Source organism: Pseudoalteromonas piscicida, assembly GCF_002208135.1.
GTDB classification, from domain to species: Bacteria; Pseudomonadota; Gammaproteobacteria; order Enterobacterales; family Alteromonadaceae; genus Pseudoalteromonas; species Pseudoalteromonas piscicida_A.
On the sequence record NZ_CP021646.1, the window covers coordinates 730,162 to 744,461 of the forward strand.

At 42.2% G+C, this 14,300-nt stretch carries 13 protein-coding genes; 5 read left to right on the forward strand and 8 right to left on the reverse strand.

Going from position 1 to position 14,300, the window contains the following annotated elements:
* Window positions 1-69: 69 nt before the first annotated feature.
* Window positions 70-1,710 (reverse strand): methyl-accepting chemotaxis protein, encoded by a 1,641-nt coding sequence (locus B1L02_RS03470; protein WP_088529933.1) that lies wholly within the window; start codon window positions 1,708-1,710, stop codon window positions 70-72.
* 221 nt (window positions 1,711-1,931) lie between these two features.
* Window positions 1,932-4,163, reverse strand: a complete 2,232-nt coding sequence (locus B1L02_RS03475; RefSeq protein ID WP_088529934.1) for a S9 family peptidase — start codon at window positions 4,161-4,163, stop codon at window positions 1,932-1,934.
* A 112-nt stretch (window positions 4,164-4,275) separates the two neighbouring features.
* On the opposite strand from B1L02_RS03475, the gene B1L02_RS03480 reads away from it, so the two are divergent.
* Window positions 4,276-4,668, forward strand: coding sequence for an HIT domain-containing protein (locus B1L02_RS03480; protein WP_088529935.1), 393 nt, complete (start codon window positions 4,276-4,278; stop codon window positions 4,666-4,668).
* A 146-nt stretch (window positions 4,669-4,814) separates the two neighbouring features.
* Window positions 4,815-5,267 carry a hypothetical protein gene (locus B1L02_RS03485; RefSeq protein WP_088529936.1) on the forward strand — a complete coding sequence of 151 codons (453 nt, stop codon included), beginning with the start codon at window positions 4,815-4,817 and terminating at the stop codon, window positions 5,265-5,267.
* 20 nt (window positions 5,268-5,287) lie between these two features.
* On the opposite strand, the gene B1L02_RS03490 is transcribed toward B1L02_RS03485, so the two are convergent.
* Window positions 5,288-5,905, reverse strand: coding sequence for a hypothetical protein (locus B1L02_RS03490; protein WP_088529937.1), 618 nt, complete (start codon window positions 5,903-5,905; stop codon window positions 5,288-5,290).
* A 167-nt stretch (window positions 5,906-6,072) separates the two neighbouring features.
* Complete coding sequence (locus B1L02_RS03495; protein ID WP_088529938.1) at window positions 6,073-7,773, reverse strand: dipeptidyl-peptidase 3 family protein; 1,701 nt, start codon at window positions 7,771-7,773, stop codon at window positions 6,073-6,075.
* 401 nt (window positions 7,774-8,174) lie between these two features.
* Here B1L02_RS03495 and B1L02_RS03500 point away from each other — a divergent pair, with 401 nt between their 5' ends.
* Window positions 8,175-9,014 carry an HDOD domain-containing protein gene (locus tag B1L02_RS03500; RefSeq protein ID WP_088529939.1) on the forward strand — a complete coding sequence of 280 codons (840 nt, stop codon included), beginning with the start codon at window positions 8,175-8,177 and terminating at the stop codon, window positions 9,012-9,014.
* A 50-nt stretch (window positions 9,015-9,064) separates the two neighbouring features.
* Here the strand turns inward: B1L02_RS03500 and B1L02_RS24900 are convergent, their stop codons facing one another.
* Both B1L02_RS24900 and B1L02_RS24905 read right to left on the reverse strand, forming a co-directional pair.
* On the reverse strand, window positions 9,065-9,784 hold the full coding sequence (locus B1L02_RS24900; RefSeq protein WP_250644912.1) for an EamA family transporter: 720 nt from the start codon (window positions 9,782-9,784) through the stop codon (window positions 9,065-9,067).
* Entirely contained in the window at window positions 9,754-9,927 is a 174-nt protein-coding gene (locus tag B1L02_RS24905; RefSeq protein ID WP_250644913.1) for an EamA family transporter, read from the reverse strand. The genes B1L02_RS24900 and B1L02_RS24905 overlap by 31 nt, the downstream gene beginning before the upstream one ends.
* A 355-nt stretch (window positions 9,928-10,282) precedes the next feature.
* On the opposite strand from B1L02_RS24905, the gene B1L02_RS03510 reads away from it, so the two are divergent.
* Window positions 10,283-10,591 carry a hypothetical protein gene (locus tag B1L02_RS03510; protein WP_088529940.1) on the forward strand — a complete coding sequence of 103 codons (309 nt, stop codon included), beginning with the start codon at window positions 10,283-10,285 and terminating at the stop codon, window positions 10,589-10,591.
* A gap of 93 nt (window positions 10,592-10,684) precedes the next feature.
* Here B1L02_RS03510 and rdgC read toward each other — a convergent pair whose 3' ends face one another.
* Entirely contained in the window at window positions 10,685-11,599 is a 915-nt protein-coding gene (rdgC, locus tag B1L02_RS03515; protein ID WP_088529941.1) for a recombination-associated protein RdgC, read from the reverse strand.
* Window positions 11,600-11,761: 162 nt separating this feature from the next.
* Complete coding sequence (locus B1L02_RS03520) at window positions 11,762-13,522, reverse strand: sensor histidine kinase (protein WP_088529942.1); 1,761 nt, start codon at window positions 13,520-13,522, stop codon at window positions 11,762-11,764.
* Between the two features lie 198 nt (window positions 13,523-13,720).
* Between B1L02_RS03520 and B1L02_RS03525 the strand changes: the two genes are divergently transcribed.
* Window positions 13,721-14,086 carry a response regulator gene (locus B1L02_RS03525; RefSeq protein ID WP_088529943.1) on the forward strand — a complete coding sequence of 122 codons (366 nt, stop codon included), beginning with the start codon at window positions 13,721-13,723 and terminating at the stop codon, window positions 14,084-14,086.
* Window positions 14,087-14,300: the final 214 nt, after the last annotated feature.

Here is a 14,300-nt window from a genome sequence, read left to right on the forward strand (position 1 = left end):
AAGATAAGGAATATCAATCATCTATAAGGCGAGAAGCAGAGCACTAACAGGTGCTCTGCATGGCGGATATCATACTCTAAAGCGATTAACTATGTCACTCAATTCGTGACTTGCCCGTGTGAGTTGCTCACTGGTGTTGTTGAGCGAATGCGTGGTATCCAAAGAGTGATGGGTGGAGTCCGAAAGCTGAGCGATCCGCTCATTAACTTCTTGTGCTGCAAGACTCTGCTCGTCGGTGGCTTTGGCGATGTGGGTACTCATATCCGAGATAGCGTCAATTAGGCGTTCAATCTCAGTCAGTGCGTTATCGGCAAGCTGTACTTGTGCAACCGTTTGTTCCGAGATTTGTTGACTAATTTTAACTGCTGCTACGGCCTGCTGCGCTTCTTTTTGCAGTCGCTCGATCATGTTGTGGATTTCATCGGTGCTTTGACCCGTACGACTTGCAAGGGTGCGTACTTCATCTGCAACAACGGCAAAGCCTCGTCCTTGTTCACCTGCTCGAGCGGCTTCTATTGCCGCGTTTAGTGCAAGTAAATTGGTTTGCTCCGCAATACCTCGAATAACATCGAGCACCGTTCCTATATGCTGACTCTCTTGTGCAAGGCTTGTCGTTGTCACGCTCACAGATTGAATTTGCTCCGACAGTTTTTTAATGGCGGCGATGGTTTGAGAAATAGTTTGTTTGCCTTTTTCACTGTAATTGCGTGCGTCTGCGGCGGAATGTTCTGCAGTATCTGCATTGCTACTGATCTCACGAACTTGCATGGTCATTTGTTCGGCAGCCGTGGCGACTTGGCGGCTATGGTCATTTTGCGACTCAATAAATGCCAGGTTCTCTTCGCCAGCCGCTTTTACCTGATTGGCCAGCGTTTCAACTTCTTTGGCGTTATGGGCCACTGTCGCGATGGAATGACGCATCTTCTCAGTATACAAGTTAAAGTATTTGGCAAGCGCGGTGATCTCATCTTTGCCGCTTTCGTCGAGTTGTCGAGTCAAATCGCCCTCGCCTTGAGCGATATCTTTCATCATGTCTTTGGCTTGTTGAATGGGGGTGATGATACTCTTACTTATGATTGCACTAAATGGGAATAGCAGAATAATAAGCACCGCCATCTCAATTAATAGCAAATTTCGAATATAGGCAAACTCAGCTTCGATAGTGTCGAGGTACACGCCGGAGCCGATGATCCAACTCCAAGGTGTAAACGCTTTGACGTAAGATATTTTCTCGACTGGGGCATCTTTGCCGGGCTTTGGCCAAAGGTAGGGCACAAATCCAGCGCCACTTTTTTCTGCCACTTGTACCATTTCAACGAATAAACGCTTGCCATTGGGATCTTTTGATTGGCTGAGATCTTTGCCGTTCAGTTCGCTCTTAAATGGGTGCATCACCATTTTTGGGTGATAGTCGTTGATCCAAAAGTAATTGTTATCTTCATATCGTAAAGCGGCAACGGCATCAAGGGCTGCGGATTTCGCTTGTGCTTCAGGGAGTTTCCCAGATACATATTGTTGATGGAAGTAAGCCACTAAACTGTAGGCATTTTCAACAAGGTTTTGGGTTTTATGATATTGCTGTTTTTCGAGTGCATCATATTGTTGCGATAAGCTCACTGTGCTTTGAAGGATAACGCCGATAATAACCACAATGATCAGTAACGCGAGCCGCTGGAAAATGGTGAGATTTCGGAAAAACTGTTTGGACATAACGCAATCCTTATGCCGTTTTATTATTGAAAGTAGCAAGTGGCGCGAACGCCTCATCAATTCATACTAATTAATCTTAGTAGTAATAACTTGAGATAGAACAATAATTTCAGTCTTTCTTAGTCTTGAAGAATAAACAATTAGACTAATGGACTAGAACTAAATGTAGAGAAAAGAAGAGGAAGCGCCCAGCTCATAGGAAGCTAGGCGCTATTGAGTGTTTACTTAGCTTCAACCTCAAAATGACGATTAAAGAAGTCAGTAATGGTTTGATGCAAGTGGGTTTGTACTTTTTTGCCACGTAAGCTGTGCTTCGAGCCTGGATAAGTCATCATTTCAAATGGCTTAACCTCGTCCTGCAATTGCTTAAATAGTTTCGTTGCATGAGTAAATAGCACGTTGTCATCCGCCATGCCGTGATAAATCATCAGCGGACCTTTTAGTCCATCGGCGTAAGGGAATACCGCGCTTTGCTCATAGCCCTTAGCATTTGTATCTGGGTGACCAAGGTAACGCTCAGTGTAATGCGTGTCATATAGAGCCCAATCGGTTACTGGCGCACCAGAGACACCGGCTTTAAAGTAATCACCAGCTTTAAACATTGTCATCAGCGCTATATAACCACCATAGCTGTGACCATAAATACCGATACGCTCAGGGTCGACGTACTCTAACGTACGCAAGAACTCAACGCCTTTAATTTGGTCAGCCACTTCCACTACACCTAAGTGCTTGTAGATTGGATCTTCAAACTTTTTACCACGGTTATATGAACCTCGGTTATCTAATTGGAAAATCACATAACCTTGCTGGGCAAGATATTGGAAGTACAAGTTTTTGCTACGCCAGCTGTTGGTAACGCGCTGTGCGTGAGGTCCGCCATACACGTTCACAATAACCGGATATTTCTTACCGCTTTCAAGCTTTGCAGGCTTAAATAAGCGGTAATACATGGTTTGACCATCTTCCGCTTTAAGCGTGCCATATTCTGGAGTAGCTAGATTGCTCAAATAAGGCGTTAACGGATGTTCGCTATTCAGCGCATTTTCTTCAAGCCAAGTAACAAAGTCACCATTCACTGTTCGTAGCGCAACGGCTGGTGGACGATTTACAGAAGAGCTTTTATCGATAAAAGTACGATTATCTTTTGCCAGTACGACACTATGATAGCTGCCTTTTTCGGTAATACGTTTTGCATCACCATCTTTGAAAAGTGGTACGCTGTATAGGTGGCTTTCAAGCGGCGTGTCTTTGCGGCCGGAGAAATATACGATACCTTTTTTCTCATCAATTCCCTGAAGGCTTTCAACAATCCAATCGCCTTTAGTGATTTGGCGCACAAGTTGGCCATTGGTTCTGTACAGGTAGAGGTGTTTAAAGCCATCGCGCTCAGATGCCCAAACGAAATGCTTTTTGTCCTTTAAGAATTTAAGGTCAAAGTGTAGGTTAATCCAAGTATCACTTGTTTCTGTCAGCGCAACTTGCTGTTTTTTGCTTTTAGTATCGTAAAAGCGCAGTTCCAGTTTTTGCTGTGAGCGGTTTTGCCACTGGTATGACAGCGTTTTGTTGTCTTTTAACCAATTTGCACGGGCAATATAGATATCTTTATCGTCGCCTAAATCAATCCAATCCACCTTTTGGTCATTGATCTTTACAACACCTAATTCAATCTCAACGTTAGCAGTCCCGGTGTATGGGTAACGTTGATTGAATAGCTTGACCTCTTCGGCATAGATTTCGTTACGAATGGCTTCCTGAACTGGGCTTTCATCAATGCGAGTAAAAGCAATTTGTTGCTCATCACCCGACCACCAGTAACCCGTCATACGGCTCATCTCTTCTTGAGCAACGAACTCAGCCATGCCGTTTTTAATTACGCCACCGCCGTCTTTCGTTAATTGCGTTTCTTTACCCGATTTAAGATCAATGGCATAGAGGTTTTGCTCACGAATAAAAGAAACAAAATTGCCTTTTGGTGAGAAGCGAGCGTCGGTTTCGAATGCTTCCGTTTCCGTTAGTTTCTTGCTCTTACCAGAAGCGATTTCATAGTAGTACAAGTCGCCACTGAGTGGGAAAAGTAGCGCTTTGCCATCTTTTGACCATTTGTATTCTAAAATACCACGGCCAAAAATGCGTTGACGCTCACGTCGTGCTTTTTCTTCATCTGAGAGGTTCTCTGGGCCAGAAAATAGCGCTGCAGAATCTACCAACAAGCGGTTGGTATTGTCTTTTAGATTGTATTCCCAAAGGTCGTAACGGTTATAGTCTTCTTTTTTACCTTGAAGATAAGTAACACGAGAACCGTCAGGAGAAAATTGCAGTTTTACAGGTGCTTTACCTGAAAGAGACGGGTCGTCAAAAAGTCGCTCTAGCGTTAGTTGCTCTGCGCTAACGGTGACAGAGGCAAGCGCTAACGGAAGGGCGATGGTGTAGTGTTTAATGCGAGAGTGCACGGTAGCCACCTTGTTATATTTTTAAAGTCTGATCGGATGGTAATGAAGCCGCTTTGCAATAGCAACAAATTCGGATAGAGTGCCGAGTAAATAGGGTTTATGGAGTTTCACTATGTCATTTGAATTAGCTAAAGAATTACAACGAGACTGTATCTTAATTACCGAGTGGCCGCTGTGTAGCGTATTGTTAATGAATGATACTCAGTACCCTTGGTTTATCTTAGTACCTAGGGTTGTGGGCGCGAAAGAAATTATTGATTTACCTGAGTCGCAGCAAGTTCAATTTTGGCAAGAATCGGCCAAGCTGAGTCGTTTGTTACAAGACACCTTTACCCCAGATAAATTGAACGTGGCTGCGCTTGGTAATATGGTGCCGCAACTACATGTGCACCACATCGCACGATTTAAAACTGATATTGCATGGCCAAAACCGGTTTGGGGGCTCTATCCAGCAAAACCCTATAGTGATGAGGAAATTGCAAAATTAAAAACAAGTTTTGAATAGATAAGTATTGTATTAGGGACGAGGGGCGATTAAAGTTTCATTGAGTTTGTTTCTGTAAAAGGGATTTTAAAGGTGTTCCATAATAGCTTTACCTCTCTTTTCCAGCTCAAGCCAAATAAGAATAACTTCTAAAACAAAGGAATATTATGAAAGTTACTAATCTATTTAAATCAATTGTGCTTGCTTCTTTGGTTGGCGCTTCAGCTATGTCTTATGCTCTCGCGGAAGGTGAGTTGAGCTCGCAACAAGGCGTCGTGATAAGTGCAGAAAATATGGAGGTGGGTGAACAGGGTGTTAATCGAGGGCGCTGTGAAACATATAAGTACACCAGATATAAGAGCGCTAAAGTGGGCCAAGAAGTTACCCTAACTCGCTTTTCTAGCGCTAGTATTAGCTGCAACTCTTACTTCTTCACCATAGAGAAAAACTATGACGGCCATGATATGGAGCTAATTTTATATCGTGATAGCAAAATAATTGACCGAGGCACGCATATTGGTAGATATCTACCTCGTGGTAACTACCGCTTAGCGTTAATGAATAATGGCGGTGGTACAGGCACTCGTGGTGGCGTACGTTACGAATACCGAGAGAATTAATTCAATATTACGCAGGCTACTTAAGCCTGCGTATCAATTAGTTGAGTTTCTTGGCTTTTTAAAAAGCTGATTGCTTTTTCTTGATATTCTTTAATAAAAGATTCGGAAGTGATGAGCGCTACAGTTTCTTGTTGCTCTTGAGCATACCCTAATACACCATGAAAAGAGCGGTAGTTCTCTTCTTCCATATTTCTGGCTTCATCTACTGACTGCTCATAAAATTGTGAGATGTTGATTTTTTCATCAGGCTTTATTCCTTGCTTCTCATAATTTACACCTTCCAAAGAGCCCTTAACAGACATCACATCATGCCAAAATGTATCACGTAAACTTCCCGTATTACCACTAGCACGTTCTATATCAAACTCTAAGGTTCGAATCGCATCAACAACATCGTAAAATTCATTGAGGGACATATTGTCAAAATCAAAACCTTCTGGGTTTAATAGTGCATTGTAAGGTGAACTATTGGGAATATCACCAGTGTAGGCTGCAATAGCATTTGGCTTGTCTGATGGTTGTTGTACTTCATCCCCCTTAGGGGTGGCTGCTTCTGACGCTGCTTTCACTTGTGTAGCAGCAGGCTTTGCGGGTGCCATAGTCAGTGATGCAGAATGGATGCGAAAGTTCATTGTCATAAAAACTCCTTTTTGTTTTAACACAATGTTTGGTTTGTATCGGCCTTGTTCTTAATTTACTTTAGGTGATTTTGCGATTTTTATTCAACTTACATTGTAATGCGTTGAGTCATGCCATAGGCTTTCAGCTTGTCGCTTCAGTCACTATGGCATGGTGTGCTCGGTAATTACAGTCCAAGCACCTGCTTACCTTGCTTAAAGGTAACATCAACAGGAATGTTCGCTTTGGAAAGCTTATCTAGATCTTTTTGCAGTTCCGCTTTGATATCGCCGTGTGTTGCGATCAGTTGGTCTACTTTTTGATAGTCGCCGTCACCTTGTAGCGTTAGGATAAGGTTAGACAGTTTCTCCATCGCTGCGCCCATCTTTTCCATATTCACTTGATATAAACCATCCGTGTTCTTTGAAAACGCGCCTTCTTCTTTAAAGAAGTTAAAGCGGATCATGTTCGCTTTACCATGTGCACTGGATGCGCCAAAACGTACTGAGCGGAAGATACCTGCCATAAAGGTGATGTAGTAATCCTCAAGTGTACCTTCGGTGATCTCGCCTTTTTTAAGCAATTGCTCGACCATGTATAGACCTAGGATATCGGCTTTACCTTCTTCAAGTGCACTGGCGTGTTCTTGTAGTGATTGGCGCACGGTGCCTTTACCTGTAATGGTATTTTTAATACCTAGTCCATGGGCTACTTCATGGAACATGGTATTAGCAAAGAAAGCATCAAAGGTGATGTGCTTACGTTGCTCAGGGACAATAAGTTGATCGGCGATCGGTACTAAGATCTTATCGAATTTTGCGCGCATAGCGTTTTTAAGCTGTAGGCGGCGCGTGCCTTTTTGAAGTTGCACTTCTTCGTCATTTGGTAGATTAATCGCAATGGTTTTGCTACCCGCGTTTGAATGGCCTGCATAATAAATGACGTCATATGCGTTTAAGTCGGCATCAGAGCCTGGTACTTCTTGCTTATATTTATCATCAACAGGCAAGCCGGTTTGTAGCTCAGGTAAGAAAGCGGCAAATTTAGCGAGACGCTCACTCCACGCCAAGTCTTTAACCAAAACGTAAGACTCAAAAGCGGCGCGATAGCCAAATAGCTGGTCTTCATAGGTTTCAATTGGACCAATCACCACATCAATCGGGTTATTCTTCATGTCCATCCAAGCGAAATCAGACGCTTGGTAGCTATTATTGACTAATGCATCTGCGCGCAAGTTTAAGTAGTTTGCAAACTCTTTGTCTTGTGCCAGTTTACTTGCTTGGCGTAAAAGCTCGGCGGCCTTATCCAACTCAGATTTATATACTGATGAATATGGAATGCTGTATAGCTTGCCGTTTTCATCGCGGCGGATAACTGAATACAGTCCTGTTTTATCTTTTACATCGGCGTTATTGAGCTCGTCTTTGGTGATGTCGCTTGGATAAAACTCCGCACCCAGTGCTTTTTCTTCAAAGCCAGAAAGAAAAACTTGGTCGCCATTTAAACGATCCCAAGGCCCATAGTTAATGTCCGCGAATTGGCGTACCTTTTCGTCTGAAATTTTGCTTAGGAATGTTGCTTTGTCTTCGCCGAATGCTTGCTGCCAAAATAAATCATCCATAATAACCGAAGCGTCGATGAGTAAAGCCAACATCTTTTTCTGGTTATCGCTTAGGTGGCTTAAGTCTGTTTCTAGCGTTACTGGGGTATAAATATCTAGTCTGTCTTGAGATGCATTAACTAGCTTATAGCCTGATTGCTTGGTATTACCTTGTACTTGCTCAGTTTGTGCACCCGGTTTTTCAGAAGAAGTTGATGGCTCAGAGCAGCCAGTTAGGGTTAGACCTGTTGCAAGTGCAATTGCAACTGAAATCATAGAGTGTTTCATAATGCTCCCTTGTTGTCGGTGTGTTCTAATTATGTGGCGATCACCTTACACGATTTTGTATAACTATGCTTAGTTAACTTAGATTGGCATGTGGTACGTAAGCCGCTGTTAACGTGAAAGGTCACCATTTGTGCCCGCCCGTGGGTCATTTTCAGTATTTTTGCGGCAAAGTTTGCCACAAAGCACCATATGCCTTGAATTCTAACTTGCTAATTGTTGAGGGTATATAAATAAAATATTATTTTTTTAGATTTTCTTAACTTTATCCGAAAGTTAGACAATACTTACGTCATAGATACTAAAAATCAGCAGTGTGACCTCCAGCAAGCAAGTGCTTACTTTTGCCATAAGCTTACGCTTGTAGTCAGGTCTTTTATTCAGTTATTAAGGGATTTGGTTTCATGTCTACAGAAAATGCTTTGCTCACGATTCTAACTGACAGAATCAATAACGATACCTTGGTATTGCCGACATTACCTGAAATTGCAGTTCGTGTTAGGCAAGCGGCAGATGATCCTGAAATCAACTTGATGCAGATGGCAGACGTTATTTCTCACGACCCAGCCCTTGCAGCACGTATGATCAAAGTTGCCAACAGCGCTTTTATGGGCCGTACGGTGAAGGTAAATACCTTAAATCAGGCGGTAACCCGTATCGGTCTCAGACAAATCAAGAATATCGCTACCGCAATGGCGATGGAGCAGCTATTTGTTTCTAATAACAAGCTTATCAAGACTTACATGGATAAAGCTTGGCAGAAAACGCTTAAAGTCGCTTGCCAGGCGATAACAACGATGGATTTTTACCTTCGTGTCAACAAGCACACCTCACTTAACAAAGATACAATCACGTTGGCTTCTTTGGTGTTTAATATTGGTGTTTTACCCATTTTGACAGAGGCTGAACGTCACCCTGAAGTGTTCGCCAATCCAAGCTTTTTGGCCCATGCCATCCAGAAATTAGGCGGCAAGATTGGTGGTGCAATAATGCGAGAGTGGGAATTCACCGATGAGTTTGTTGAAGTTGCAGAAAGCTGGGCAAACCCAAATTATCGGCCTGAACATGTCTGTTATGTCGACTTTATTCGTGTTGGTGCAATCGTAGAAGGTATTTTGCAGGTGTCTGATAAGTCAGCAGCGCTAAAACAGTATGAAGAAAAAGGCGTAATAAGAGAGGTGAACATGTTTGCTGATGACACTTATTTGCATGTACTCGAAGACGTTAAAACAATGTTTGCTTAGCGCCTTTTGCTTACCGTGAATACAAAGACCTCTGTTGAGGTCTTTGGCGTTTAGGGCATAGCCTCGGCTCGGGGCTTTCTAAATATTTTGCTTATCCGAGCACCTGTGACAGAAATCGTTAAGCCACATAAAATAAAACCACCCCCAATAGCTTCCATTAGCATCAACTGCTCATTAAGTAATAAGGCTGAACCTACAATGCCAACAATAGGGATTAATAAGGCAAAAGGCGTCACTGCCGCAGCCTTGTGATTTTTAAGTAGCCAACCCCATATTGCGAATGCAATCAGTGTCGAGATGTAACCCACATAGGCAATGGATAACCAAGACTGTGTTGTGGTGTTTAGTAGTAAGGTCAATGGGAAGTCAGTTTCAATAAAATAAGACAGTGTAAAAAGCGGCAATGGTGGCACTAGGCTTACCCAAACAATAAAGTGGAGTAAGTTAACGTCTTGTAGGCGCTTCATGATGAGATTTGAAAACGACCAAAATAATGCCGCGAATAGAATGAGCACCGCGCCCAATATTGTCGTTGAACTAGAGGAGTTGATAAAAAACAAACTAAAGCCAAACGTTGCGATGCTAATCCCCACTACTTGAAAGCGATTCATGGTTTCCTTTAACAATAAAACACTTAGCAAAATCGTGAAAATGACTTGGGCTTGTAGCAGCAAAGAAGCAATGCCGGCTGATGCATTCGATTCCATCGCAATAAACAGCAAGCTAAACTTAAGCACACCTAAAAATAGCTCAACCCGAGTACGTTCCATACCGATGTGTTAGGAAAAGGAATGAAGAATACTGCTGGGATCGCGACTACTAAAAAACGCAAGCCTGAGAATAAAATAGGAGGCAACTCTGCTAGCCCAAATTTAATGACCGAAAAGTTAAGCCCCCAAATGAACACTACCATCAAAGCCAATGAAATGCTTTTCACATTCACGCGTCAAACTCCGTTTAATTGTACGAATTACCGCTTCCGGGTATCGAACTACTGGCGTAAATTGTCTTCGATGCCTGAAATTCAGGTTAGCAAAGCGTTACTGCCAAAGCCGAATTCCTATCATGCCATTGAAGAGTAAATAAAGCGCGGCAAATGCGTTGGTTAGTGCAAATAAAGTGGCGAGCCAGTAACTAAACGCTCGTACTTGAGTACGCTTAGTCTTCCACCACATTAATTGATGTCAAGCTGATATTAATAAATACCAGGTAGTAGTAAGAAATAGAGCAATAGAAAGCCAGCTAGGCTTTGCCACTAAAGGGGTCAATTGAGTACTGTTTTTTGCAACTACTATGATCTCACCACATATGAGTTACATATTATAGAGCTCGATATCCCCTATCTGAACGACGTTTTCTATGGCTGCGGCAAGCGCTGCTTTTATGCTCGACAGCACAATGGGAACTATCTAGATTTGCAATATCTGGCAAACCCATTTTCCGAAAACACGGTCTCTCACTTTGGCTTTCACACTCAGCTTGGTGCACAAGGCTTCCCCATTATGGATAAGGTTAACGACAAAATTTACTTTGTGACGAAGCAATATGGCAGTCCATTCGCTATTGGCGCAAAGTGACCTTGTTAAGATAGAGTATTGAGCTGGATAAAGAAAAATTGATAGCCATATCCGCTATCAATTTTTCGTACCCAATCGGTAGTTGATACTAAATTAAGACTCTAAGCCTTCGTCGTCACCAAGACCTTTGGTTAGATCTTCTAACAACTCTTTGATTTCTTCCGAAACTAAAATAAAGTCAGCATCAAGTTTTACGGCTAGATCTTCTTTTGGAATATCCGCATTTTGGTCTTTAAGTGCTTCTGCATAGCTTAAACGCTTTAATGTGCCATCGTTTTGTAAAATGAATTTCACGCGCTCACGCCAATCTAACGCGAGTTTAGTCACACGCTTACCATTTTCTAAGTGCGTTTTGATTTCGTCTGATGAAAGATCATGCTGTTTTAACTTTACCTGAGCGCCGTTGTCGTCTGGCTCTTGCAACTCAGCGTCGGTGCCTATTGCAAAGCTTTCAGGTGCACTAAACTCGGTGAGCCAGTGTGTTAGCTGTAAGTCTAAATCATAGTTCGCAAATGCAGGTACAACAGGAAGTGTGCCCAAAGACTTACGCAGTAGTGCAAGTAGTTCTTCCGCTTTGTTGAAGCTGGCACTATTTACAATCACCCAACCTGATTTTTGGTCGATAAAAGCAAATTGCAGGCTCGATTTTCTGAACGCTTGAGGCAATAAAGTGGCTAGGATATTTTCTTTAATATCGTCTTTTTCTTTTTTCTTTACCGGACGATTTTCTTGCTGCTCTATTTGCTCAATTTTTTCGGCGACCATTTCGTTAATCACGGCGGCTGGTAGCACTTTTTCTTCTCGTTTAGCACACACTAAAATGCTGTCTTGTGAGAAATGTGAAAGCATTTGGCCATGTTTGCCAAAAGCTTTGGTCCAGCCAAAAGTGGTCATGTCTTGGCTACCACAAGGACGAAAAATATCCTGCTCGAGTGCTTTTTCGAAATCTTCTTGTGCGTAAGTTACATCTTGTTTGAATTTGTAGCAGATTAAGTTACTGAACCACATAGAAATATGCCCGTCTGGAATAAAATTGTGGTCATCATAGCAAAAAGGTCACAGCTTGTATTCCACTAGATGACGTTTGATGGTGGGGTAGACAACCCGCTCCAATACACTAATCGGAAGCTTGGCGTATTGAACGGTTGTCGTACTGTAAACTGGCTTTTGTTAACTAAACATCGCCATTGGTTTTTGTAAGTCTTTTGGGAAGCTGATGTAGTAGGTGAGGCCTTTGCCCTCTTCACTATTTACTTCGATATCTCCATTCAGGGTTTGTTTTACGAGGTTTAGCGTAATATGGGTACCAAGCCCACTGCCACCTTGGTCGCGTTTGGTCGTAAAAAAGGGGTCAAACAACCTGTCTAGTTGGGCCTTACTCACGCCTTTGCCGTTGTCTTTGTAGACGATATTTACCATACCGTTATCTTCTTTAATCTTAATATCTATTTGTCCTTGGTCTTGATTTTCAAAACCATGGATTAAGGAGTTCATGATAAGATTAGTGAATATTTGGCTGATTGCTCCGGCCGGTAAGTTTAGCGTCATATCCTCTGGGCATTCAATATTCACCTGATGATGAGTTTTCTTCAATTTTGGGTGTAACGAGCGGATCACTTCACCTAGGTATTGCTTAAAATTAATAGTACGAACTGCTTCACTGGCCTGATCGACCGCAATTTGTTTAAAACTTGCAACAAGTTCTGACGCGCGGTCTAAGTTGGTTGTAAGCAGGCTCGCACTCTGCTTTGCTTCGCTAATAAACTCTTCTAACGCCTTTGGCGATAGTGTTTTTCCGTTGTAAGCGGCTTCGAGCTGATCTAAGCGCTCTTGTAAGAATGAAGTCGCAGTCACGCCGATGCCAACAGGCGTATTAATATCGTGAGTAATACCAGCAACGAGACCACCAAGAGCCGCCATCTTTTCAGAACCCACCAAACGCTCTTGTGCCATGTTCAGCTCATCTACGTACTTCTCAAGCTCTTTTTGTTTTGTTAGTAGCTCTTCTTCTGTTTGTTTTCTTAGATCAATCTCTTCCGTGAGCGTTAACTTCTGCTTTTCTAATTCATATTTTTGTTGCTGTAGATCCATCATCGCTTGGCTAAGGTTTGAGGTCTTACGCGCGACTTCTTGCTCCAACTGAATGTTGTGTTGGTCAAGCTTTTCATTGCTGATCAGCAGTTCCTTTTGAGTTTGATCGAGCTTTTTACGATATTCAGAGACCTTATCAATCAGCTTATTAAATGCCTCTTCCATGATCTTTAGTTCGTTGCGCTCTTTAGCGCCGATGTCTATCTTATGGCCATCAACATTGTCGACCTCAAAGTCTTCAATTTGCTCGGTGAGGTCGCTTAGCGGTTCGGTAAGCAGCTTTCTGAAGGCAATTAAAAACAGAATAATCAAGAATGTCGTCTTGATCATTGCATTGCCTATCAAAAAGTAAATTGAGATCATGATGCGACTAAAGACGACCTCTCGGCTAGAAAACAAGGTTACGTCACCGACTTGAGTTGCACGACCCGAGAACTCAAAAATTAATGGAAATGTGTAACCAAACAAACCGGATGGCGTATCTTCAATTATTGCTTCTTCTTGAACAAGTTGTTGGCTATACAGTTCGTGAATATCTAACGAACGGCCAAGCTGTGAAATAATTTCACCACTGTCATCACGTACAATAATCCCTTCAATCATGGGGATCGCTAGTAGGCCCTCTGCCGTGGTAACGGTTTGCTTAGTATTGAGCTCCCAAATGGCACGGGTCAAACTGCGGCTAAAGGTTTTTTGCAGCATGGTGAGTTCATTACGAATATAGTCTTTGGTATTGACGTATTCTGCAACGATTTGACCACATGTGACGACAAAGGTTAGAAGGAAGTAAACCGATAGCACATTGGTGAGCAATTTTTTTGAGAGGCTTTTTTGCAGCATGAATTAAGCTGAGCTCCTACGGTAAGTTCATCGCCTTTGTATAATCTGTTTTTAAAGTTAGCCAATAAATGGTTAAAAATAAATAATTATCTTCATTAAATATGCTTTTTAACGCCTTACCTAGGAAAGTTTAATGTGTTATAAGATAGCGATACCCAGTGACCGTTTTATTAACGATAGTACAAGACTGACCACTTTATGAGTTATTCCGTCTTAGTTTGCGATGATTCGGCTGTTGCCCGTAAACAAGTCATTAAAAACTTACAGAGCAAATTAGACCTGACCTTGCATCAAGCACAGAATGGCCAGCAGGCGATTGATTTACTGAAAACTCAGCAAATAGATTTATTGTGCCTTGATTTAACCATGCCAGTACTTGATGGGATTGCTGTGTTAGAGGCAATAAAAGCACACCGAATTGAATGTTTTGTTGTGGTTATTTCGGCTGATGTTCAGGCAAAGATGAAAGAAAGAGTAGAAAACTTGGGGGCGTTAGGGTTTCTAGAAAAACCAGTAAAAGCAGAGCAGTTATTAGGATTGCTGCACCAGTTTGGTATCCGATAACTTATCTATGCAAATTACAAATGTCACTATTAGAAATTTGCATAATCTATTTTACTCTTTCGTATTGACAGCATGGCTAAACTTCAGGCACTCTAAAATTATGAAAACGAATATTATCACTACGACCATTATTACAACCACCATCCTAACAGGATAGTGGCATAGGTCAGTGCGAGTTTGAAAAAGGCCTGTGTTCACTAAGAACACAGGCCTT

What these genes read in the sequence shown, in the direction of transcription:
- B1L02_RS03520 (WP_088529942.1), bottom strand. Translation starts at nt 13,522, where the DNA reads ATGCTGCAAAAAAGCCTCTCAAAAAAATTGCTCACCAATGTGCTATCG.
- B1L02_RS03470 (WP_088529933.1), bottom strand. Translation starts at nt 1,710, where the DNA reads ATGTCCAAACAGTTTTTCCGAAATCTCACCATTTTCCAGCGGCTCGCG.
- B1L02_RS03500 (WP_088529939.1), top strand. Translation starts at nt 8,175, where the DNA reads ATGTCTACAGAAAATGCTTTGCTCACGATTCTAACTGACAGAATCAAT.
- B1L02_RS03480 (WP_088529935.1), top strand. Translation starts at nt 4,276, where the DNA reads ATGTCATTTGAATTAGCTAAAGAATTACAACGAGACTGTATCTTAATT.
- B1L02_RS24900 (WP_250644912.1), bottom strand. Translation starts at nt 9,784, where the DNA reads ATGGAACGTACTCGGGTTGAGCTATTTTTAGGTGTGCTTAAGTTTAGC.
- B1L02_RS03495 (WP_088529938.1), bottom strand. Translation starts at nt 7,773, where the DNA reads ATGAAACACTCTATGATTTCAGTTGCAATTGCACTTGCAACAGGTCTA.
- B1L02_RS03485 (WP_088529936.1), top strand. Translation starts at nt 4,815, where the DNA reads ATGAAAGTTACTAATCTATTTAAATCAATTGTGCTTGCTTCTTTGGTT.
- B1L02_RS03490 (WP_088529937.1), bottom strand. Translation starts at nt 5,905, where the DNA reads ATGACAATGAACTTTCGCATCCATTCTGCATCACTGACTATGGCACCC.
- B1L02_RS03525 (WP_088529943.1), top strand. Translation starts at nt 13,721, where the DNA reads ATGAGTTATTCCGTCTTAGTTTGCGATGATTCGGCTGTTGCCCGTAAA.
- B1L02_RS24905 (WP_250644913.1), bottom strand. Translation starts at nt 9,927, where the DNA reads ATGGTAGTGTTCATTTGGGGGCTTAACTTTTCGGTCATTAAATTTGGG.
- rdgC (WP_088529941.1), bottom strand. Translation starts at nt 11,599, where the DNA reads ATGTGGTTCAGTAACTTAATCTGCTACAAATTCAAACAAGATGTAACT.